General features: G+C 41.2%; 20 protein-coding genes, 1 tRNA gene and 1 other annotated feature. Of the genes, 16 read left to right on the forward strand and 5 right to left on the reverse strand.

Annotated features, from left to right (window positions below; genetic code table 11):
• Positions 1-81 precede the first annotated feature (81 nt).
• Genes rapZ through whiA form a run of 3 tightly spaced genes read left to right on the forward strand, consistent with a single transcriptional unit; the run spans position 82 to position 2,945 of the window.
• Positions 82-966 carry an RNase adapter RapZ gene (gene rapZ / locus EKM80_RS05015; RefSeq protein ID WP_125552017.1) on the forward strand — a complete coding sequence of 295 codons (885 nt, stop codon included), beginning with the start codon at positions 82-84 and terminating at the stop codon, positions 964-966.
• Positions 963-1,961, forward strand: a complete 999-nt coding sequence (locus EKM80_RS05020; protein WP_125552018.1) for a gluconeogenesis factor YvcK family protein — start codon at positions 963-965, stop codon at positions 1,959-1,961. Before rapZ ends, EKM80_RS05020 begins: the two co-directional genes overlap by 4 nt.
• Positions 1,962-1,994: 33 nt before the next feature.
• The gene (whiA, locus tag EKM80_RS05025) at positions 1,995-2,945 is read left to right on the forward strand and encodes a DNA-binding protein WhiA (protein ID WP_125552019.1); all 951 of its coding nucleotides are present in this window, start codon (positions 1,995-1,997) and stop codon (positions 2,943-2,945) included.
• Positions 2,946-3,113: 168 nt separating this feature from the next.
• On the opposite strand, the gene EKM80_RS05030 is transcribed toward whiA, so the two are convergent.
• The 3 genes from EKM80_RS05030 to EKM80_RS05040 form a co-directional block, all read right to left on the reverse strand.
• Complete coding sequence (locus EKM80_RS05030) at positions 3,114-3,623, reverse strand: thioredoxin domain-containing protein (protein ID WP_125552020.1); 510 nt, start codon at positions 3,621-3,623, stop codon at positions 3,114-3,116.
• Positions 3,624-3,695: 72 nt separating this feature from the next.
• Positions 3,696-4,277 carry an ATP-dependent Clp endopeptidase proteolytic subunit ClpP gene (gene clpP / locus EKM80_RS05035; protein ID WP_125552021.1) on the reverse strand — a complete coding sequence of 194 codons (582 nt, stop codon included), beginning with the start codon at positions 4,275-4,277 and terminating at the stop codon, positions 3,696-3,698.
• Positions 4,278-4,395: 118 nt separating this feature from the next.
• Positions 4,396-5,382, reverse strand: a complete 987-nt coding sequence (locus EKM80_RS05040) for a zinc-binding dehydrogenase (RefSeq protein ID WP_125552022.1) — start codon at positions 5,380-5,382, stop codon at positions 4,396-4,398.
• Between the two features lie 182 nt (positions 5,383-5,564).
• On the opposite strand from EKM80_RS05040, the gene EKM80_RS05045 reads away from it, so the two are divergent.
• The 4 genes from EKM80_RS05045 to EKM80_RS05060 all read left to right on the forward strand — a co-directional run bounded on the left by EKM80_RS05045 (position 5,565) and on the right by EKM80_RS05060 (position 8,127).
• A complete protein-coding gene (locus EKM80_RS05045; protein ID WP_125552023.1) occupies positions 5,565-6,137 on the forward strand; it encodes a TMEM175 family protein in 573 nt (190 codons plus the stop codon).
• A 71-nt stretch (positions 6,138-6,208) separates the two neighbouring features.
• Positions 6,209-7,057 carry an SDR family oxidoreductase gene (locus tag EKM80_RS05050; protein ID WP_125552024.1) on the forward strand — a complete coding sequence of 283 codons (849 nt, stop codon included), beginning with the start codon at positions 6,209-6,211 and terminating at the stop codon, positions 7,055-7,057.
• 235 nt (positions 7,058-7,292) lie between these two features.
• The gene (locus EKM80_RS05055; protein ID WP_125552025.1) at positions 7,293-7,499 is read left to right on the forward strand and encodes a rhodanese-like domain-containing protein; all 207 of its coding nucleotides are present in this window, start codon (positions 7,293-7,295) and stop codon (positions 7,497-7,499) included.
• Between the two features lie 223 nt (positions 7,500-7,722).
• Complete coding sequence (locus tag EKM80_RS05060; protein WP_125552026.1) at positions 7,723-8,127, forward strand: hypothetical protein; 405 nt, start codon at positions 7,723-7,725, stop codon at positions 8,125-8,127.
• Between the two features lie 158 nt (positions 8,128-8,285).
• On the opposite strand, the gene EKM80_RS05065 is transcribed toward EKM80_RS05060, so the two are convergent.
• Positions 8,286-8,357, reverse strand: a tRNA-Arg gene (locus EKM80_RS05065).
• A gap of 218 nt (positions 8,358-8,575) precedes the next feature.
• Between EKM80_RS05065 and rpoN the strand changes: the two genes are divergently transcribed.
• From rpoN to tpiA, 5 genes are all read left to right on the forward strand, one after another.
• Complete coding sequence (gene rpoN, locus EKM80_RS05070; RefSeq protein WP_125552027.1) at positions 8,576-9,877, forward strand: RNA polymerase factor sigma-54; 1,302 nt, start codon at positions 8,576-8,578, stop codon at positions 9,875-9,877.
• A gap of 169 nt (positions 9,878-10,046) precedes the next feature.
• Positions 10,047-11,084, forward strand: coding sequence for a sugar-binding transcriptional regulator (locus EKM80_RS05075; RefSeq protein WP_125552028.1), 1,038 nt, complete (start codon positions 10,047-10,049; stop codon positions 11,082-11,084).
• 37 nt (positions 11,085-11,121) lie between these two features.
• A complete protein-coding gene (gap, locus tag EKM80_RS05080) occupies positions 11,122-12,144 on the forward strand; it encodes a type I glyceraldehyde-3-phosphate dehydrogenase (protein WP_125552029.1) in 1,023 nt (340 codons plus the stop codon).
• Positions 12,145-12,334: 190 nt separating this feature from the next.
• Positions 12,335-13,546 (forward strand): phosphoglycerate kinase, encoded by a 1,212-nt coding sequence (locus tag EKM80_RS05085; protein ID WP_125552030.1) that lies wholly within the window; start codon positions 12,335-12,337, stop codon positions 13,544-13,546.
• 69 nt (positions 13,547-13,615) lie between these two features.
• Complete coding sequence (gene tpiA, locus EKM80_RS05090) at positions 13,616-14,371, forward strand: triose-phosphate isomerase (protein ID WP_125552031.1); 756 nt, start codon at positions 13,616-13,618, stop codon at positions 14,369-14,371.
• Positions 14,372-14,481: 110 nt separating this feature from the next.
• Here the strand turns inward: tpiA and asnA are convergent, their stop codons facing one another.
• Complete coding sequence (gene asnA, locus EKM80_RS05095) at positions 14,482-15,489, reverse strand: aspartate--ammonia ligase (protein WP_125552032.1); 1,008 nt, start codon at positions 15,487-15,489, stop codon at positions 14,482-14,484.
• A 169-nt stretch (positions 15,490-15,658) separates the two neighbouring features.
• Positions 15,659-15,907, reverse strand: a binding site (T-box leader).
• Positions 15,908-16,164: 257 nt separating this feature from the next.
• On the opposite strand from asnA, the gene EKM80_RS05100 reads away from it, so the two are divergent.
• The 4 genes from EKM80_RS05100 to smpB all read left to right on the forward strand — a co-directional run bounded on the left by EKM80_RS05100 (position 16,165) and on the right by smpB (position 21,243).
• Complete coding sequence (locus EKM80_RS05100; RefSeq protein ID WP_125552033.1) at positions 16,165-17,718, forward strand: ClC family H(+)/Cl(-) exchange transporter; 1,554 nt, start codon at positions 16,165-16,167, stop codon at positions 17,716-17,718.
• Between the two features lie 152 nt (positions 17,719-17,870).
• A complete protein-coding gene (gene secG / locus EKM80_RS05105; protein ID WP_125552034.1) occupies positions 17,871-18,107 on the forward strand; it encodes a preprotein translocase subunit SecG in 237 nt (78 codons plus the stop codon).
• 79 nt (positions 18,108-18,186) lie between these two features.
• Positions 18,187-20,742: a ribonuclease R gene (gene rnr / locus EKM80_RS05110; RefSeq protein ID WP_125552035.1), complete on the forward strand. Its 2,556-nt coding sequence runs from the start codon at positions 18,187-18,189 to the stop codon at positions 20,740-20,742.
• A 30-nt stretch (positions 20,743-20,772) separates the two neighbouring features.
• A complete protein-coding gene (gene smpB / locus EKM80_RS05115) occupies positions 20,773-21,243 on the forward strand; it encodes an SsrA-binding protein SmpB (RefSeq protein ID WP_125552036.1) in 471 nt (156 codons plus the stop codon).
• Positions 21,244-21,449: the final 206 nt, after the last annotated feature.

A 21,449-nucleotide genomic window follows, 5' to 3' on the forward strand; every position in this document is an offset into this window, starting at 1 on the left:
TGCAAGTGAGACACTCGGGAGCGTTGCCATTAATGATAACGTTTTTAACTGATTGGTCATTTTGAATGTGGGAGGATAAATATGGTAGATACTTTAAATTTAGTTGTGATTACCGGAATGAGTGGTGCTGGTAAAACTGTAGCAATGCAGAGTTTTGAAGATTTAGGTTTCTTCTGCGTTGATAATATGCCACCAAGCTTGTTGCCTAAATTCTGGGAACTGGTCAAGGAGTCTGGCAAAGTAACTAAAATTGCTTTAGTGATCGATTTACGATCACGGGCATTCTATGATCAAATAGATGAAATGTTAGCCAATTTAGATAATACCAACTTTGTGACAACGAAAATTCTCTTTTTGGATGCATCTAACGAGGAGTTAGTTTCCCGTTATAAGGAAACTAGGCGTGCGCATCCATTAGCGATGGAAGGTCGCTTGTTAGATGGTATCGTCAAGGAACGTAAATTGTTGTCAGAAATTAAGAATCGGTCACAATTGATCATTAATACGACTGACCTGACACCACGACAATTGCGGGAAGATATTTTTGATAACTTTAAATCTGCTGAAACCAATACTTTCCATGTTGAAGTAATGTCCTTTGGGTTCAAATATGGTGTGCCAATTGATGCTGATATTGTTATGGACGTACGTTTCTTACCCAATCCGTATTATGTACCAGAGTTTAAGAAGCTGACGGGGATGAATCAAGCAGTTTATGATTATGTTATGCAACAACCAGCAACTGAAGATTTTTATGAGCGTTTCAGCAGTATGCTGCATTTGATTATGCCTGGCTATGAAAAAGAGGGCAAAACTAGCTTGACTATTGCTATTGGTTGTACCGGCGGTCAGCATCGCTCAGTGGCAATAACTGAGCGTTTAGGCAAGGATCTAGGGCAGCACTATCCAGTTGATGTCAGCCATCGTGACATGAACAAGCGGAAAGAGACGGTGAATCGTTCATGAGATCGCCAAGAAATTATCGCCGCCCTAAAATGGTGGTCATCGGTGGCGGCACTGGTTTGCCAGTCATTCTAAAAAGTTTGCACAAGAAAAACGCTGATATTACGGCTGTGGTAACGGTAGCCGATGATGGTGGTTCATCCGGCGCAATCCGTAATTACGTTAATGTGGTACCGCCTGGGGATATTCGCAATGTACTGGTTGCCTTATCTAATTTACCTGAACTATATTTGGACATTTTCCAGTATCGCTTCAATAGTGATGATTCTTTTTTAGCGGGGCATGCAATCGGTAATTTAATTATTGCTGCTTTATCGGAAATGCGCTCAGGCATTTTTGGTGCCGTTCAAGAACTATCTAAGATGATGCAGATCGATGGGCACGTTTATCCCGCCAGCGACGATCCGTTAGTGCTGAATGCACACTTTAGTGATGGTACTGAAATTGCTGGTGAAGCAGAGATTACCGCTGCTGGTAAAAGTATTGATCGTGTTTGGGTCACACCAGCTGATCCGACCCACGCCGCGCCGGAAGCTGTTGATGAGGTCATCGCAGCGATTATGGATGCTGACACGGTTGTTTTAGGCCCAGGTAGCTTATTCACTAGTATTTTACCTAACCTAATGATCAGCAATGTTGGTGAAGCGGTTCGTAATACACAGGCCGACGTCACGTATGTTTGTAATATTATGACCCAAAAAGGGGAAACGGAACACTTTACCGATGCTGATCATGTTCGTGTTTTAGCTAAGCATCTTGGCGGCCAATTTGTAAATACGGTTTTGGTCAATACGCAGCCGGTGCCGCCGAATTATTTGGATCGGCAGAAGTATGACGAATACTTGGTCCAAGTTGAACATGATTTTAATGGTTTACGTAAACTTGGTTGTCGTGTGATCTCTGATGATTTTCTCTCCTTGCATGATCGTGGTGTTTTTCATGATGGTGACAAGGTAGCACAGGAGTTATTAAATTTAGCCTGTCAACCCCATGATTAAGCAATATTCCCAGATTAGAAAGTAGGTGTAAATTTGGGTTCATATGCGAGTGAAGTTAAGAAAGAGTTAACGACGTTGGAAGTACATCGCGAACATGCTCGTGCTGAGTTAGAGGCATTAATTCGGATGAACGGTTCATTGAGTATTGCCAACCATCAATTTATTTTGAATGTGCAAACGGAAAATCCAGCTATTGCGCGGCGTATTTATGCATTATTACGCGATAATTATGCTATCGAGGCAGAGCTGCTAGTGCGTCGTAAAATGAAATTAAAAAAGAATAATTTGTATATTGTACGTTTAAAGCATGGTAGTACGAAAGTCTTAAGCGACTTGCACATTTTGGCGGGAACCTCAACACTATCGACCTTACCATCGGCTGAGGTTAAAGCTTCAGATCAAAAGGTGCGCTCCTATTTGCGTGGTGCTTTTTTGGCTGGGGGCTCGGTTAATAATCCGGAGACCAGCCGCTATCATCTAGAAATTTACTCACTATATGAAGAACATAATCAGCAGGTTGCTGCGATGATCAACCAGTTTGGCTTGAATGCTCGCGTGACCGAACGACGTGGTGGCTATATCGTCTACTTAAAAGAAGGCGAAAAGATTGCTGACTTTTTACAGTTAATTGGTGCTACTAGTGCAATGTTAAAATTCGAGGATATCCGCATTGTTCGCGATATGCGTAATTCGGTAAATCGTTTAGTTAATTGTGAGACGGCTAATTTGAATAAAACTATCGATGCGGCAACTCACCAAGTTGAGAGCATTAAGTTAATCGAGCAGGTAACTGGTTTGGACAGTTTGCCGCAAAAACTGCAAGAAATTGCTATTTTACGGTTAGCAAATCCTGATATTACGCTAAAAGAATTGGGTGAACTGGTACCTAGTGGCGCAATTTCTAAGTCAGGAATCAATCATCGGCTACGCAAGTTAATGCAGGTCGCCGATGATTTACGCGCTGGTAAGGCAACTTCAGCTTAGTGATTTTTCATGCGTAGTTAGCTAAAATGATTCTTATTGACCAATTTTACGAAGTTGCGTTCGACTGTCTTTTGAGTCGTTCCGCTGTGCCAGCACCAGATTTTGAACTTTGATGCAAATGAAAAAGCAAGTCCACGTGGCAGTTTTAGCTGCGGTGGGCTTGCTTTTTTAAATTAGTTTGGCCAATTCTGTTGGTGTAATGTGTTCATCAAAAATTTGCTCACCAATAATAATAGTTGGCACAAATTGAACATTAGCTGCTTTTGCTTCATTGAGCACCATATTGATCATGGTGTGATTTGGTTGGCGCGTAAGCTTAAGTTTTTCCGCCATGTAAGTAGTGAGTTCTGCTTCACTAAAATCACCCCAAATATCTTGTTGGGCAAACAAAAATCTCACCGCTGCATAGGCTTGTTCTGGTTGGTCATACGGCAAAAAGTGTTGAACAAAATTTCCATTTTTCAGTTTGTCCTTTTGTTTATCAAATAGCTTGAAGACACGTTTAACGCGACCAGCGGCGATGGCAGGTTCCAAAATTGGTGTTGCTTTTTCGAACCATTCTTTACTATAGGGACAACGCAGATTAATAAATTCAGTTACAGTAATGGGGGCATCACTTGCCCCGACGACTAAACCTTGCTGACTGATTTTGGCTGGGTCTATTTTAGTTGTGTCCATTAGTTTACCTCCAATATTGCGTAAAATACCAAAAATACCCTACCAACAATTGTTAGTAGGGTATTCACTTAACTATTTTTGATTGACCATAATTTCGTCGATCAAACCATAATCTTTAGCTTCTTGTGCTGTCATATAGTTATCACGGTCAGTATCTTTTTGAATTGTTTCTAAATCTTGACCAGAAGATTCAGCTAAAATCTTGTTCAAACGTTGACGTGTCTTCAAAATTTCACGTGCTGCGATTTCGATTTCAGTTTGTTGGCCTTGAGCACCGCCTAAAGGTTGATGGATCAAGACGGTTGAATTTGGTAATGCAAAACGTTTGCCTTTAGTGCCGGCAGTAAGTAATACACTGGCCATTGACGCAGCCATGCCCATGGCAATAGTCTGAATGTCGGATTTAACAAAGTTCATCGTATCATAAATTGCCAAACCGGCAGTAACTGAGCCACCAGGAGAGTTGATGTAAATTGAGATATCTTTTTCAGAGTCTTGGGCATCCAAGAAAAGCAATTGAGCGATGATCGAGTTGGCCATTTGGTCGTTAACCTCACCAGACAGCATGATAATACGGTCTTTTAACAGACGTGAGTAAATATCATAAGCGCGTTCGCCTCGTGAAGATTGTTCAATGACTGTAGGAACTAACATAGTGTAACCTCCCAAAGTTTCAAATTTAATTTAATTTTAGCACTCAATTAAGTGTAATGCTAGTTTAGTCTATTGGTCAAAAAAGGTCAAATAATTAGTTGTACTTTTTAGCAAAAAATTAGTTCAGGCGCGCCACGACTTTTCCGCTAATTAAATGCTGTTTCAGCGCTTGCAAACCTTGGGGGATTTGTTCGAAGGCCAACACACGCTCAATTAACGGATCTAATTGCTTAGCGACAACTAACTTACCTAATTCAGCAGCCATTACCGCCAAATCGGTCTGTTGCTGTAAATTATTACTTTGATGGGCGCCACCAAGGTTAACGCTTAGCCAACTTTGACCACGTTGTTCTAACGCATGATCACTAAGATCAGGGCCGCCAACAATAGTGACTAAAGCACCATTGTAAGCTAGTCGCTGTAAGTCGGCAGTTGCTTCCTTAGTGCCAACTGTATTGATAATTAAGTCAACCCCGTGGCCATGGGTGAGCTCTTTAATAGCGGCAGTTACGTCAGTTGTTTGGTAATCGATAATGTGATCCGGCAGCAACCTTTTAGCCAGCGCACGTTTGCGGGAAGAAGCAGTAGTGTAGACGGTTAAACCGCTATGTTTGGCTAACTGGACAGCAATACCACCAACGCCGCCTGCACCAGCATGAATTAAAACGGTATGGCGATTAGCGAGACTAGCTTTGCGATAAAGTGCCGCGTAAGCTGTCATTGCACCACAAAGTAGCGCTGCCGCTTGCTCATAGCTGAGTTCGGCGGGCATTTTAGCGACGGCATAACTTTTGACAGTGGCGTATTCAGCAAAGCCGCCATCTTTGGTCAAATCACCATGATAGAACACACGCTCACCTACCGCAAAACCGCTGACTTGCGGACCCAACGCCACAATCTCACCGGCGACATCAAGTCCCAGAATATGTGGATACTGCCATTTTTTGTTGCCACCTTCAATCAGCTTATAGTCAACTGGATTTAAACCAACTGCATGCACGCGAACTAAAATTTCTTCGGCTGCTGGTTGCGGTTGGGGGCGTTCGCCAATCGTTAAAGCATCCAAGCCGTGGTCAGTCGCTGTATTCAAATAAATTGCCCGCACAAAATCACTCCTCTATTATTGATTTTATTAGTGTTATCGATAATTACTTATTGTTAATAGTTTGTCGTTTATTTAGTGCGCTCGTTTAATGAAATTATAGCACACACAATGCAGTTCAATTGTTACCATAATTTGCCTAAATTATGCTATTCTGAAGCTGAAATTACGAAAGTAGGGATGACATGACAAAAAGTCGGGTAGAGGCGTTTACTGATGGTGTAATTGCTATTTTGATCACGATCTTAGTATTGGATTTACATGCACCAACTGCAACTTCTTGGGCAGCATTAGGGGAGTTAGGTGAGCCATTTTTTGCTTATGTCGTCAGTTTTATTGCCATTGCCATCTATTGGAATAACCATCATCATTTGTATCAAACGGTTAAAAAAATCAATGGCGCAGTTTTATGGGCTAATACAGCGTTACTATTTTGGCTCAGCTTGTTACCTTTTGCAACGGCTTGGGTGGGTGAACATTTAACGGCCTTTTTACCAGAATTGGTTTACGCGGTGATTTCGCTAATGTGTGGCTTGACCTATAATTTGCTGAATCGTTGTTTAGTTAGCGTTAATGGGCCGCAATCAAGTGTTGCAGTCATTTCACGCCACGATCGAAAGCGCTGGCTGTCACTACTGATTTATTTAATTGGCTGCATATTGACACTATTGTGGCCGTTAGCCGGTTTAGGCGCTAGTTTAGTGGTTTCGGTATTATGGTTTATACCTAATCAGCGGGTAGAGCAGGAATTTAAGTAGCTGCATATTTATTGTTTTGCAGTGGTCAGCTTTGTTACGGTGAACTTAATAAAATGAAAGGTGGTTCACCTATGACTCAACGACAACCAAAAGAAAATTACTTGATCGATGACAGCAGCAATAATGTTTCACCACGGCCAGAAATCGATCATCCGACCTATCAACCAGCCGCTAAATTAAAAGATAAAGTGGCAATTATAACTGGTGGTGACAGTGGTATTGGTGCGGCCGTAGCGTTACTTTATGCGCGTGAAGGTGCTGATATTGTGATCGTACATTATGAATCGGTGAGCGATGCTGAAAAAATCAAAGCAAAAATTGAAGCGTTAGGCCGACGTGCACTTATTTGTCAAGGTGATATTGGTGCTCCTAAATTCGCCGCTGAAGTGGTAGAAAAGACGTTGGCAACCTTTAGCCAAATTGATATCTTAGTTAATAATGCTGGCGAACAGCACGTGCAGGAAAAAGTTAGTGATATTACTGACGGCCAGTTTGAGCGGACTTTTCGGACTAATATTTTCGGCCAATTTTATTTAACTAAGGCAGCGTTGCCTCATCTGAGGGAACATGGGGTCATCATCAATACGACCTCAGTTACTGCTTTTAAAGGTAATCCATTGTTGCTAGACTATTCAGCGACTAAAGGGGCCATCGTGGCGTGGACGCGTGCTTTAGCACAGAATGAGGAACTTTTAAAACGTGATATTCGCGTTAATGCTGTTGCACCGGGGCCAATTTGGACGCCACTGATTCCAGCTACATTTCCTAAAGATAAACTAGAAGGTTGGGGTGGTACGCCAATGGATCGCGGAGGTAAGGCGTATGAGTTAGCACCAAGTTACGTCTTCTTGGCGGCTGTTGACAGCAGCTTCATTACCGGTCAAGTCATTCACATTAATGGTGGTGATTTTCCAGGGTAAAAAGTATGGTGGCCGCTACTATAATTGGTAGTGGTTTTTGTTTAGAAGAAGAATGAGTACGCAATAATTATTAGTTACTAACGGCAAAAATTATAGCATGCAAAAACAATTGATTGTCGTTAACTTTACTGGCATGAAGGTGGTGCTAGCAGATTGATGTGCTATTTTATTTATTCAAAATAGTGAGCGCTACAACGACGTATTTTAGTATAATATTGAGTTTTGTATGAAGTAGTTGCCACCTGCTTTAAATGGCAACATATGTGGCACTGGTTGGCGGGCAGCGACAGCTTTCTTGATCACCTATCAAGCTGGCTGGCAGAATGTTCACGTCTATGATGGGGGTTGGTTCTCATGGGATAAAGCCCATAAACAAGATCCAGCTAAATATCAAGTCCAAGTCGGGGATCCACGTTCTGATGTTGTGAAGATATTAAAATAAATAGACGAAACAAAACAGGCTGCGTCGATTATGACACAGCCTGTTTGCTTACTGAAAACCAATAGATAGAATTTATTTGGTTAAAAATAGCTACAAAATGTTACCCCAGCGTCAAAGGCTAGCGTGTATAAGCAAAATTTAAACAAGTCCTATCGTTGTTGCTATAAAAATTTGATCCGGAGCTGATGAAAATCATGACACCAATTAAGCAGTTGATCAACCAATGATGAAACTAGCAAAGCGTTTCATATTTATAGTTTTACTGATCATTCAACTAATTCTTTTATGGTTACCAATTGAACTACAAAATTTATATGATACACATCTAGGTTTTATGCGCCAAATCTTATTCATGAACGAAACATATCCTGTTCACCTCGCCAAATGGCTATTTTGGATCGTTATTTTTAGCGCTGTTAGTTTACTTATACTGAGCTTTGGTCATCGTAATAAAGGCTTTAATTGGCTACAGCTGGGTTGGCTAGCAATACTATTGCTAGTAACCTTGTCGGCAGTACTGATGACAGCCACATCGGCACCACTTTATTTTTATAATTTAACTTGTTGGGGCATAAGCGTGTTACTACAAATAGTGATTGTCATGGCTGATAGAATCAAGCTACAGTAGTTAGGAAGAATATTAGTATTTATAGAACAATGATTTATTCTCAAAACAAACTGACTACAGCTGGTTGTAACCGATACCTATTTGTATTTTTTATAAAAAAAGAATCTTGACTTAACAAGATTCTTCTATAAGTAACTTTAATTAACTTTTTAATTTTATGCGCCTGGAGGGAATCGAACCCCCATCTCAAGAACCGGAATCTCACGTGATATCCATTACACTACAGGCGCATCTGAACAACATAAACAATTTTACCGGAATTCTGCATAAAAAACAAGACCTAGAGACAGAAAAAATAATTAATGGCCAAATTAGTTTAAGTTAACTAGCATAGATGATAACCTAGATACAGTCGGGAACTTACATTAAGTGATTGTTTTTAATAGAATTAAAGGTACATAACGCCAAGATAAACTATCTAGTCAATTCAACGAAAGGAACGGTCAAGATGGCATACCAACAAGGGCTTAATCAACAGCAAAAACAAGTCCAGAAGCTGGCGATGACGCAGCAATTGCAGCAATCGATCCAGATTTTACAATACAACGCTGATGGGCTGCAGCAATTTTTGCAGCAAAAGAGTTTAGAAAATCCATTGTTAACGGTTCGACATACGGCGCAAGGAAAAGCAAATTTAAGTGGTAGTCAGCGGCGAGTCGATAATTTTATGAACGCCATTCCTGATACGACACAATCGTTATTTGATTATTTATTAGGTCAAGTACACTTAACTATGCGTGACACACCGCTACGTGATTTAGTGCTATTTCTATTAGAATATGTGGATCTGAATGGCTATTTGCGTATTAGCAATGCTGAAATCAAAGCTAAAACTGGAGCAGCTGCAGTCCAGATTTTAGATGCAGTGACCCTGTTGCAGCAGCTAGATCCACCAGGTGTTGGTGCACGGAACCTACAAGAGAGTTTGCTACTACAAACCCAAAGTGATGATAGTGCACCAAACTTAGCCTATATTGTCTTGGAAGAGGATTTTGTTGATTTTGTTGAACGTAAATGGGCGCCAATTGCAAGTAAATATCAGGTAGCTGTTGCTGAGATTCAACATATTTTTGATTATGTGCAAACACTGACGCCGCGACCTGGGGCTGCTTTTAGTCAAACGCAGAATAATTTTATTCGTCCGGAATTGGTCGTGCATATACATGGCGATGAGCTGCAACTAAATTTGACTTATGATACGCAGCCACAATTAGTTTTTCAGCAGCGTTACTTTGACCGAATGCTGAAAACCAATGATCAAGAAGTTACTGATTATATGAAGGAAAAAAAGCAAGAGTTTGAATGGCTGCAAAAAAGTGTTGGCCAACGTGGTAGTACAATTCTACGGGTAGGCCAGAAAATTGTTCAGCACCAGCATGATTTTTTCTTTGATACTAAACGACCGTTAAAGCCGCTTTTATTACGAGATGTGGCTACTAATTTAGGTGTGCATGAATCGACGGTTAGTCGCACGGTTAATGGTAAATACTTACAGACAGACTTTGGTGTGTTTGAACTAAAACATTTCTTTACCAATGCAATCGGTCATCAACAATCTGACTCGGCTGATAGTGTTAAACAAAAGCTACGTGACTTAATTACTGCTGAAGATAAGCGTAAGCCATTATCTGATCAGCGGCTAGTGGTCCTATTGGAAGCGGCAGGGATCACTATATCACGGCGAACGGTTGCAAAATATCGTGAAAGTCTTAATATTGCAGCGTCGTCTAAGCGAAAGCGCTTCGATTAAATTCCTTGATTTATCGGGGCTTGAGCCTTGCATTTAACCAGTGGTCTTGTTATAATATTTCTGTGCTTAAGGAGTGGACAGATTAACTGTGCACTTTACTTTTTGGCCATGACGGGTCACCATACGACATAGTTGGACAGATATTGTCCCACCAAGGAAGAGGATCAGCATGGATCAGGAATTAGCCTGGCTAGAAGTGTTAGCGCCGGACTTGATCGACGTGGTTAAGCAACGTTACCAAGTGTTACAATCAATTTATTGGTTAGCGCCAATTGGTCGCCGTTTGCTAGCACAGGAACTCAATATGAGCGAGCGTGTGTTACGTACTGAAACTGATTTTTTACGTTCACATGATTTGATTACAACTTCTAAGTCAGGTATGATTTTGACCACACAAGGCGAAGAAGCCTATCAAAGCTTAACCACGATCATGGAGCGCTTGCTTGGTATGCATTCGAAAGAAAAGCAATTAAGCAAGCTACTAGGTATCGCGCATTGCTTGATTGTTGCTGGTGATTCGACCGAATTGCCGAAAGTATTAACCGACATGGGCAAGTTGGTCAACGAAACGTTAGATATTATTTTACCGCAGGGTGAAAATATTATTGCCGCGATGGGTGGTACAACGATGGCACAAGTTGCTAATTCGTTAACACCTAAGTTAGCCGAAAAGCGCCATCTGGTTTTTGTGCCAGCACGTGGTGGCCTCGGTGAAGCTGTTGATATTCAAGCTAATGCCGTATGTGCACGCATGGCGGTGCATACTGGTGGCGAGCACCGCGTATTATATATTCCCGAACATGTCAGTGAACAAACCTATAAACCTCTTTTAGCCGAGCCTGCGGTTAAGGAAGTATTACAGTTAGTTGACAAAAGTTCGGCGGTGGTTCATAGTATTGGTGAGGCGATTCCGATGGCAAAACGTCGGGATATGCCGGCCAAAACAATTGCCATGTTACAACAAAAACAGGCGGTTGGCGAAGCGTTTGGTTATTTCTTTAACCAAGCGGGCGAAGTCATTTATAAGATTCCGCGTATTGGTTTACAACTTCGCGACCTTGAAAGAATTCCCAGTGTAATTGCTGTTGCTGGCGGGGCTAATAAAGCCGCTGCCATCAAGGCATATGCACAACTAGCACCGCAACAGACGTGGTTGATCACGGATGAAGGTGCCGCAAACTTGATTTTAAAAGGGGTAACCCTTTAAAATAAATTTTTTATTTCCTAAAGGAGGAAATTTAGGCATGACTGTAAAAATTGGTATTAATGGTTTTGGACGTATCGGCCGTTTAGCTTTCCGTCGTATCTTCGAATTGGGCGCTAAATCAAACGATATCGAAGTTGTCGCTATCAACGATTTAACTTCACCTGCTATGTTAGCTCATTTATTGAAATATGATTCTACACATGGTACTTTTGCTGGCGAAGTTAGCGCTACTGACAATGGTATCGTTGTTAACGGCAAAGAATACCGTGTATATGCTGAACCTAAAGCACAAGATATTCCTTGGGTTAAAAATGACGGCGTAGATTTCGTCCTTGAATGTACTGGTTTCTACACATCCAAAGCAAAAGCACAAGCTCATTTGGATGCAGGCGCAAAACGTGTCTTGATCTCAGCTCCAGCTGGTAGCGATTTGAAGACAGTTGTTTACAACGTAAATGATGATGTATTGACTGCTGATGACACAATCGTTTCAGCTGGTTCATGCACAACTAACTGTTTAGCACCTATGGCTTACTTCTTAAACCAAGAATTTGGTCTTGAAGTTGGTACTATGACTACTATCCATGCTTACACTTCTACACAAATGTTGTTAGACGGCCCAGTTCGTGGCGGCAACTTGCGTGCAGCTCGTGCAGCAGCTGTTAACACAATTCCTCATTCTACTGGTGCAGCTAAAGCTATCGGCTTGGTTATCCCAGAATTGAAGGGCAAATTACAAGGCCATGCACAACGTGTTGGTGTTGTTGACGGTTCATTAACTGAATTAGTTTCTATCCTTGACAAAAAGGTTACTGCTGACGAAGTTAACGAAGCTATCAAGAAGCATACTGAAGGTAACGAAAGCTTTGGTTACAACGCAGACGAAATCGTATCAAGTGACGTTATCGGCACAACATTCGGTTCAATCTACGACCCAACTCAAACAGAAGTTACAACTGCTGGCGACAAGCAATTAGTTAAGACTGTTGCTTGGTACGACAACGAATATGGCTTCACTTGCCAAATGGTACGTACTTTATTGAAATTCGCTACTCTCTAATCCGTTAGAACTAGTAAGTTTCAAAACCGCATAATGTTTTAAAAAAGGCGGAGGGAGGCTTACTCCCTCTGCTTTTTTTGTTGGCCAATACGCAGGGCCCGCGGCTGGCTGATTTAATAAGCAGAGCGATGACCTTTCTAATAAATGTAAATTATAACTAAAAAACGTGATAAAATAGGAGGCTATTTATATGGCTAAATTAATCGTTTCTGATTTAGATGTTAAAGATAAAAAAGTATTGATTCGTGTTGACTTTAATGTGCCAATTAAGGGTGGCGTTATTGGTGACGATAACCGGATTGTTGCTGCATTACCAACTATCAAATATGTAGTTGAAAATGGCGGTAAAGCAATCTTGCTTTCTCACTTAGGCCGGATCAAATCTGACGAAGATAAAAAAGAACTCAGCTTAAAGCCAGTTGCTGAACGCTTAGCTGAATTATTGAACCAACCTGTTACTTTCGTTCCTGTTAACGAAGGCAAACAATTAGAAGATGCTGTTAATGCACTCGCTGCTGGTCAAGTACTTGTTATGGAAAACACACGTTTCCAAGATATTGACAACGACTTTGGTAAGCGCGAAAGCAAAAACGATCCTAAATTAGGTGAATACTGGGCTTCATTAGGCGACGTATTCGTTAACGATGCATTTGGTACAGCTCATCGTGCCCATGCTTCTAACGTTGGTATCGCATCTGCTATGAAAGCTAAAGGCCAAAAGGTTGCTGCTGGTTTCTTAATGGAAAAGGAAATCAAGTTCTTAGGTGACGCTGTTGACAATCCTAAGCACCCATTTGTTGCCATCTTAGGTGGCGCCAAAGTTTCTGACAAGATCGGTGTTATCGATCATTTATTAAGCAAAGCTGACAAAGTTATCGTCGGTGGCGGTATGACTTATACATTCTATGCTGCTAAAGGCTTAAGTATCGGTAAGTCATTAGTTGAAAAAGATAAAATTGAATTAGCTAAGCAAATCATCGACAAAGCTGGCGACAAGTTAGTCTTGCCTGTTGATAATATTGTTGCTGAAGAATTCAGCAACGATGTACCTAGCAAAGACGTTGAAGGCGATATTCCTGATGGCTACATGGCCTTAGATATTGGTGAAAAGTCAATTGCTGACTTCAAGGATGTTCTTAAAGATGCTAAAACAGTTGTTTGGAACGGCCCAATGGGTGTGTTTGAAATGAGCAACTACGCTAAAGGCACTTTGGAAATCGGTAAGTTCTTAGGTACATTAACTGATGCAACGACAATTGTCGGTGGTGGTGATTCAACCGCAGCTGTTAAACAATTAGGCGTTGGCGACCAATTGACTCATATCTCAACTGGTGGCGGTGCTTCACTTGAATACCTTGAAGGTAAGGAATTACCAGGTATTGCTGCTATTTCTGAAAAATAGTTAAAAAACACACTTTGGCAAATTTGGGTCAATTCGACCCAAATTTACATAAATGAAAGGATGTTACAAATGCGTAAACCAATCATTGCAGGTAACTGGAAATTAAACAAGAACCCTAAAGAAACAGCTGAATTTGTTGCTGGAATCAAAGGCAAATTAGCTAATGCTGACCAAGTTGAAGCTGTTATCGGTGCTCCTGCTGTTGACCTACAAACTTTAATCGATGCTGCTAAAGGCACTGATTTAAAAGTTGCTTCTGAAAATAGCTACTTCGAAGATGCTGGTGCTTTCACTGGCGAAACTTCACCAAAAGTTTTAGCTGAAATGGGTGTTGACTACGGCATTATTGGCCATAGCGAACGGCGTGAATATTTCAACGAAACTGATGAAGACATCAACAAAAAGGCTCATGCCTTGATCAAAAATGGCGTTACACCAATTATCTGCTGTGGCGAAACTTTAGAAACTCGTAAGGCTGGTAAAGTTAACGAATGGGTTTCTGGTCAAATCAAAGCTGCTTTAAAAGATTTGTCAGCTGCACAAGTTGCTGCATTGGTTATTGCTTACGAACCAATCTGGGCAATCGGTACTGGCGAAACAGCTACACCTGAACAAGCACAAGAAGTTTGTCATTTGATCCGTGAAACTGTTGCTGGCCTTTATGACCAAACAACTGCTGAAAACGTTCGGATCCAATATGGTGGTTCAATGAAACCAGCTAACGTTAAAGAATTAATGGCTCAACCTGATATCGATGGTGGCCTAGTTGGCGGCGCAAGCTTACAACCTGATTCATTCTTAGAATTAGTACATTACCAAGACTAATTTAATCTGATTAAACGAAGAAGCAGGGACGCCTGCTTCTTTTTTTTGTGCTATTTGGGAATATAAAAAGGGATACCGCAATTGTATAAACGGTATCCCTTGGTACTTATCTATAAAATATGAATGTCGTGTGCGGCACATTCAGCCCGCATCTCTTGGGGCCAAACACTGGCTTGAACTTCGCCAACGTGTGCTTTACCTAATAGCAGCATGCATAAACGTGATTGACCGATCCCACCGCCGATGCTGTATGGTAGCTCACCGTTCATGATTTTTTGATGGAAAGGTAAATGTAAACGATCTTCAGCACCAGCAATTTTTAACTGCTTGGCCATAGCAACTTCGTCGACACGGATGCCCATACTGGAGATCTCTAATTTGCAGTTTAATGGTTCGTACCAGAAAATTAAATCGCCATTAAGTGACCAATCATCATAATCTGGGGCGCGACCGTCATGGCGTTTGCCTGATTTTAAGGCGCCACCGATTTGCATCAAGAATACACAACCTAACTCTTGGGCAATTAAGTCTTCGCGTTCCATCGGTGTTTTATCGGGCCAACGATCCTCTAACTCTTGTGTGGTGACAAAATGGAGTTCATCTGGTAAATGATGGACAGCTGTGGGGTACTTGTACCAAACTTCGTGCTCCATGTGCTTGATTACTTTGAAAATCTGCTTAACTGTTTGTTGTAAAGTATCAAGTGTTCGTTGCTCTTTAGTGATTACTTTTTCCCAATCCCATTGGTCAACATAAATTGAATGAAAGTTATCCAGATCTTCATCCTTACGAATGGCGTTCATATTCGTATAAAGACCTTCACCTGGTTGAAAATCAAAGCGACCGAGCGCATTACGTTTCCATTTAGCCAAACTATGGACGATTTCCATTGTTTTATTCGGCATATCTTTCATCGTAAATGAAACAGGTGCTTCAATACCGTTCAAATTATCGTTTAGACCAGTGGCACGGTCAACCATCATTGGCGCTGATACACGTGATAAGTTAAGTTGTTGACCAAATTCGTCTTGAAAAGTTTCACGAATATAGCGAATGGCTTCTTGTGTTTGGCGTACGGATAATTTTGGATCATAGGCAGTGGGAATAATTAAATGCATGGAAATACCTCCTGAATTTTAACTAGTTTTAAGCTAGTTGCTTAGATTTGATTTAGGCGTTATAAAAGTGTTATGTGTTTGGCTACGGCCGATGAATATTCACTAAACAAAATAGCAACTTACGTTATAACGTGATTCGCGGCGAAAAAAATAGTCCTTCCGTCCCCGATCAAGGGACGAAAAGGACTATTTTCGCGATACCACCCAAGTTGCCTGAATAAACAGACCACCTTAATTAAGCGCACAAACATGCGCCTCCGGATGGTAACGTACCGGTTACGGCGTAGCCTACTAGTTGTCGTTCAGCCCGCAATTAAAGAAAGTGTTATTCCAAAACGTTGTTGCCTCATCGAGTTTCCACTGATCTCGATTCACTGTCAGGACAACGGTTTGTACTTGTCTCTCTTATTATTTTTTAATTATTATTAAAATACTAACATTATTTACTAAGAAAGCAAAGAGAAAAATGGAAATTTAATGAAAATTAGGTGCTAATCAGACGATTTTTACAAAAAAATGGCCAGTTTTTTGTAATTCTGGGTGAAAATTATACGATCCAAAGTACCAGATCAAGTTATTTTCCAGTTAAATCAAAACTGAAGTTTATTTTGATGTTGTAAAGCAAAATGTTATATTAGTTGATGTAGTTTATTTTATTTCTAAGAGGTGTATTACTTGCAAAGGTTAAAACAATTAGATAATACACGCTTAAAATTTATTTTAAAAGGGTTGCTAGTTGGTTTATTAAGTGGCGTGGTCGTTAGTGTGTTTCGTTTATTGATCGAGCTTAGTCTACAACGTTCAATTCAGCTTTTTCAGTGGGTACACTGGCATCCACTATGGCTATTAGTTTTACCCTTGGTGAGTATCATATTGGCGCTAGTGATCGGTTGGCTAGTTAAGGGGGAACCTAACATCATGGGTTCAGGGATTCCTCAAGTCGAAGGCCAATTAGATGGTGATTTAACGATTCCGTGGTGGCCCGTTTTGTGGCGTAAATTTGTGGCTGGCGTGTTAGGTATTGGACCCGGACTTTTTCTAGGTCGTGAAGGGCCGTCGATTCAATTAGGTGCTGCGGTTGGGCAGGGTGTGGCTACTCGCTTAGGTCACTCGGATTCGGAAAAGCGGATCATGCTGGCTAGTGGCGCAGCAGCCGGATTGTCCGCGGCCTTTAATGCACCGATTGCTGGGACCTTATTTGTATTAGAAGAAATCTACCATAATTTTTCACCATTAGTGTGGATGACGTCATTAGCCAGTGCAATTGCGGCTGATTTTGTTTCATTAAATTTTTTTGGGCTGACACCAGTTTTACATATGCACTATGCGCACAGTTTTCCGTTGGCATTATACTGGCAATTGATTATTTTGGGCATCATCTTGGGTATCTGTGGCTATATTTATCAGCGTGTCCTACTAGCATTACCAAAGTGGTACGGTTACTTAAAGCTAATTCCACGCTATTTTCAAAGTGTTGTGCCATTATTATTAGTAATTCCAATTGGCTATTTTTGGCCGCATACGTTAGGTGGGGGCAACTTAGTTATTCTTGGTTTAGCAATTAAATTACCGGCATTTTGGCCATTATTAGCGTTATTTCTACTGCGCTTTATTTTCTCAATGATTTCTTATGGTTCTGGTTTACCTGGTGGTATTTTTCTGCCAATTCTGACCTTAGGTGCTTTGATTGGTGCACTGGTCGGAACTTTATTTGCACAGTGGCATTGGTTGCCATCAATCTACATCATGAACTTTGTGATTTTTGCCATGGCTGGCTATTTTGCAGGGATCGGTAAGGCGCCATTTACGGCTATTTTATTGATCACGGAAATGGTTGGGGATCTACGCCATTTAATGCCATTAGCGTTAGTATCGTTGGTTGCGTATTTAGTGGTTGATCTGCTAGGTGGGGCACCGATTTACGAATCATTATTATCACGGTTGAATTTTGGTGCGACAGTGGCACGAATGAGTGGTAAAAATGATCGTATCGAGATGCCAGTATTTGCTGGTAGTCCGCTGGAAGATAGGCAAGTGCGTGACGTGAAATGGCCACAGGAGAGTTTATTGATTGCAGTGCGACGTCAAAATCGCGATTTGATTCCACATGGCGACACATTATTGCGTGCTGGTGATACATTAATTGTATTAACGGCCCATGAACGTCGTGGTGCTGTCCGACGCAAACTAATGCAAATTGCGACTAAGCGCAAAAATTTACAAACTTGATTGTTTTAGGTTTTGTTCTCTACAAATCAATGGTATAATATTACTATTAAACTTAACCGGTTGGTCACAATTAAGTTGGCCAGTCATCAAATACTAACTTAGTGACTGAAAAATAGCACAAGAATCTGTTTAAATGTTAGGAGGAAACTAGGGTGTACAACACTATCTTAACCCTGCTGTTGATTGTTTCTGTACTAATCGTAATCGCGGTCTTAATGCAACCAAGCAAACAGCAAGATGCATTGAGCGCCTTATCCGGCGGTGCACAGGACCTATTCGGTAAACAAAAGGCACGCGGTTTTGAAGCGTTCATGCAAAAAGTGACGATCATTCTCGGCGTTTTATTTTTTGCATTTTCGCTAGCTTTGGCTTACGTGTCATCGCACTAGTCGCCAACCTCCTGTTATTATTGCAGGAGGTTTTTTGTTGATTATGGGAATTTTATGATAAGAAGAAATGAGGTTTACTTTGAAAAACGCTGAAGTATTTCAAGCTGAAGTATTAAATTTTTTAACTGAACATGCGAATCACTATTTTACTGCTGAAGAATTAAACCAGCAGTTAGATCTCCACAACGCTGCCGCCTTTAAATTATTGGTGCAAACGTTGACTCAATTGGAGCAAGATAAGAAAATTAAATTAAATGGTAGTGGCCATTTTGGCGTACCTGCTGAACCGCAAAAAGTGAGTGGGGTTTTTCACGCGAATGATCGTGGCTTTGGTTTTATCAGCTATGATCCTGAATTACCTGATGTTTATGTATCAGCAGACAACACGGCGTTTGCTTTAAATGGTGACGAAGTTGAAGCAGAGGTCATCAAGGCCGCTGTTCCTAATAGTGGTAAAGGCCCTGAAGGTAAGATCATCAATATTATTACGCGTAATTTTACCACGGTGGTTGGTGAATTTACTGGCTTTCCACCGAGTCAAATTGCTAGTTCCAGCCAGTATGGTTATGTGAGCTTAACGCAACGTAGCTTACAAGACGTGCCAGTATTTATCACGGACGACGGTGTACAACCACAAGATGGCGACATGGTCGTGGTTGATATTACTAAGTTCCCTAGCGAAGAGAACCCTAAGAGTATGTTAGGGGTTGCCAAGCAAGATTTAGGTAATAAGAACGCACCGGGTGTTGATATTTTATCAATCGTTTATCGGCACGGTATTCCGACTGAGTTCCCAACGGAAGTTATGCAAGAAGCTAACGAAATTCCAAGTGAAGTACAACCAGCAGAAAAAAAGGGTCGGCGTGATTTAACTGATCAAAACTTTGTCACCATTGATGGTGAAACTTCAAAAGACTTTGATGATGCGGTTGTCGTTTGGAAAATGGATAATGGTAATTATCATTTAGGCGTTAGTATCGCCGATGTTGCCCATTATGTAACCCCAGGGACAGCCTTAAACGCTGAAGCTTTTGAGCGTGGCACTAGTACTTATTTGACTGATCGAGTATTGCCAATGCTGCCAGAACGCTTATCTAACGGTATTTGCTCATTAAATCCACAAGTTGAACGTTTAACGATGACCTGTGAAATGGAAATTGATGGCAAAGGTAAAATCGTCAAGCACGAAATTTTCCCAGCAATTATTAAAAGTGCTGCACGGATGACTTATAAAGCCGTTAACCAGATTTTGGATGACAATGACGCTGAAGTTCGGGCTGAATACGCCGAATTAGTGCCAATGTTCGAACAAATGGGAACTTTACACAAAATCTTATTCCAAATGCGGCATGATCGTGGCGCAATTGATTTTGATCGTCCTGAAGCTAAGATCATTGTGGACAGTGAAGGCCATCCAACTGACATTGTTGTTAGTGAGCGCGGTACTAGTGAACGGATGATTGAATCCTTCATGTTAGCTGCCAACGAAACGGTGGCTGAACACTATAGCAGACTACATGTACCATTTGTCTACCGAGTGCATGAAACCCCTGATAGTGAAAAAATGCGTGCCTTCTATGAATTCATCAACAATATTGGTGTCGTTGCCAAAGGTGACAGCCAAAATATCAAGCCACGGATGCTACAAGCTGTTTTGTCTAAGGTCAAAGGCCAACCAGTTGAACCCGTTATCCAAATTATGATGTTGCGTAGCATGAAGCAAGCTAAATATGCTGATCAGCAGTTAGGCCATTTTGGTATCGCGGCTTCCTACTATACGCATTTCACATCACCAATTCGGCGTTATCCTGATTTAATGGTTCATCGCCTGATCCATTGGTACGAAGAAAACGGTACAGATGAAGAAGCACAAGATCAATACCGTGATCAGTTAGCTGATATTGCTAAGCATAGTTCTGAAATGGAACGGCGCTCAATCGATGCCGAACGTGACACTGATGATTTGAAGAAATCAGAATACATGTTGCCGCACGTTGGCGAGGAATTTGATGCTGTGGTTAGCTCTGTAACTAAGTTTGGCTTATTTATTGAGCTACCAAATACCGTTGAAGGTTTGGTTCATATTTCTACAATGGGCGATGACTACTATAACTTTGTTGAAAGTTATATGGCAATGGTCGGTGAACACACGAAGAAGACTTATCGTGTTGGTCAGCCAGTCAAGGTTACTCTGACGGATATCGATATGGATCAAAGCCAGATCAACTTTAAGCTAATGCCTGATGAAAATACACCAACCAGCGATTTAGGTGATTTAGTTGAACGGCCAAAACCACAACGAAATTTCCAACGCCGTAATGGTGGTAATAATCGGCGTCCAGGTGGCAATGGGCAAAACCGTAATGGTGGCAGCAACAGTCGTGGGGGTTATCGTGGTAACCGCAATGGGCAAAGTAGTAATCGCTCAGGTGCTAGCAATAGCGGCAACCGTAATCACCCAAGTTCAAGTAACAACGGTAACCGTTCAAGCTCGAGTAACAGCAGTAATCACACAAGCTCAAGTAACAGTGGTAACCGTTCAAGCTCGAGTAACCGCAATAACCACAGCAGTAGTAATCACAGTAACCATCCATTTACAATTCGCAATAGCCAGAGTCATGACAACCATAAATAATTACCACTTTATAACTAAGAGGTGATCAGGGTGGCAAAAAAGTCAAAACCAGCTGATAATGTTTTAGCGCAGAATAAAAAAGTGCGCCACGATTACGCTATATTGGAGACTTATGAGGCCGGTTTAGTTTTAACTGGTACAGAGATCAAATCTGTACGTAACGGTCGCATTAACTTGAAAGATGGCTTTGCTCGTGTTCGAAATGGGGAAGTGTGGCTAGAAAATGTTCACATCAGTCCTTACGAGCAGGGTAATCAGTTTAATGTTGATCCATTGCGTAATCGTAAATTATTGCTACAAAAAAAAGAAATTAAAAAGTTACTCGAAGCAACTAAAGGTACTGGGATCACATTAGTGCCGTTGCGCGTTTACTTGAAACATGGCTTCGCTAAGCTGTTGCTTGGTGTGGCTAAAGGTAAACACACTTACGATAAGCGTGAAACGCTTAAACGGCGTGATCAAGACCGTGAGTTACAGCGTGTGATGAAGAATCGTGGGTAACAGATAGACACCAAGCGGCAACATGCGCTTGGTGTTTTTTTTACGCCATAGATATTTAGATTATGATCAAAGCAGCAAAAAAGAGGCTGTGACATAAGTAAAATTATGTCGCAGTCTCTTCTCTTTTGCGTCTTAGCTTTATTTAAGCTAGCTGTCAAGGGCGGCGTAAAAATGTAGGTTTATGGCGGTTAGAAAATGTAGGTTTG

The organism is Loigolactobacillus jiayinensis, from assembly GCF_003946445.1.
Lineage (GTDB): Bacteria > Bacillota > Bacilli > Lactobacillales > Lactobacillaceae > Loigolactobacillus > Loigolactobacillus jiayinensis.

Excerpts from the sequence above, each read along its gene's own strand:
- rapZ (WP_125552017.1), top strand. The coding sequence starts at position 82 with ATGGTAGATACTTTAAATTTAGTTGTGATTACCGGAATGAGTGGTGCT.
- EKM80_RS05020 (WP_125552018.1), top strand. The coding sequence starts at position 963 with ATGAGATCGCCAAGAAATTATCGCCGCCCTAAAATGGTGGTCATCGGT.
- EKM80_RS05030 (WP_125552020.1), bottom strand. The coding sequence starts at position 3,623 with ATGGACACAACTAAAATAGACCCAGCCAAAATCAGTCAGCAAGGTTTA.
- clpP (WP_125552021.1), bottom strand. The coding sequence starts at position 4,277 with ATGTTAGTTCCTACAGTCATTGAACAATCTTCACGAGGCGAACGCGCT.
- EKM80_RS05045 (WP_125552023.1), top strand. The coding sequence starts at position 5,565 with ATGACAAAAAGTCGGGTAGAGGCGTTTACTGATGGTGTAATTGCTATT.
- EKM80_RS05050 (WP_125552024.1), top strand. The coding sequence starts at position 6,209 with ATGACTCAACGACAACCAAAAGAAAATTACTTGATCGATGACAGCAGC.
- EKM80_RS05060 (WP_125552026.1), top strand. The coding sequence starts at position 7,723 with ATGATGAAACTAGCAAAGCGTTTCATATTTATAGTTTTACTGATCATT.
- rpoN (WP_125552027.1), top strand. The coding sequence starts at position 8,576 with ATGGCATACCAACAAGGGCTTAATCAACAGCAAAAACAAGTCCAGAAG.
- EKM80_RS05075 (WP_125552028.1), top strand. The coding sequence starts at position 10,047 with ATGGATCAGGAATTAGCCTGGCTAGAAGTGTTAGCGCCGGACTTGATC.
- gap (WP_125552029.1), top strand. The coding sequence starts at position 11,122 with ATGACTGTAAAAATTGGTATTAATGGTTTTGGACGTATCGGCCGTTTA.
- EKM80_RS05085 (WP_125552030.1), top strand. The coding sequence starts at position 12,335 with ATGGCTAAATTAATCGTTTCTGATTTAGATGTTAAAGATAAAAAAGTA.
- tpiA (WP_125552031.1), top strand. The coding sequence starts at position 13,616 with ATGCGTAAACCAATCATTGCAGGTAACTGGAAATTAAACAAGAACCCT.
- asnA (WP_125552032.1), bottom strand. The coding sequence starts at position 15,489 with ATGCATTTAATTATTCCCACTGCCTATGATCCAAAATTATCCGTACGC.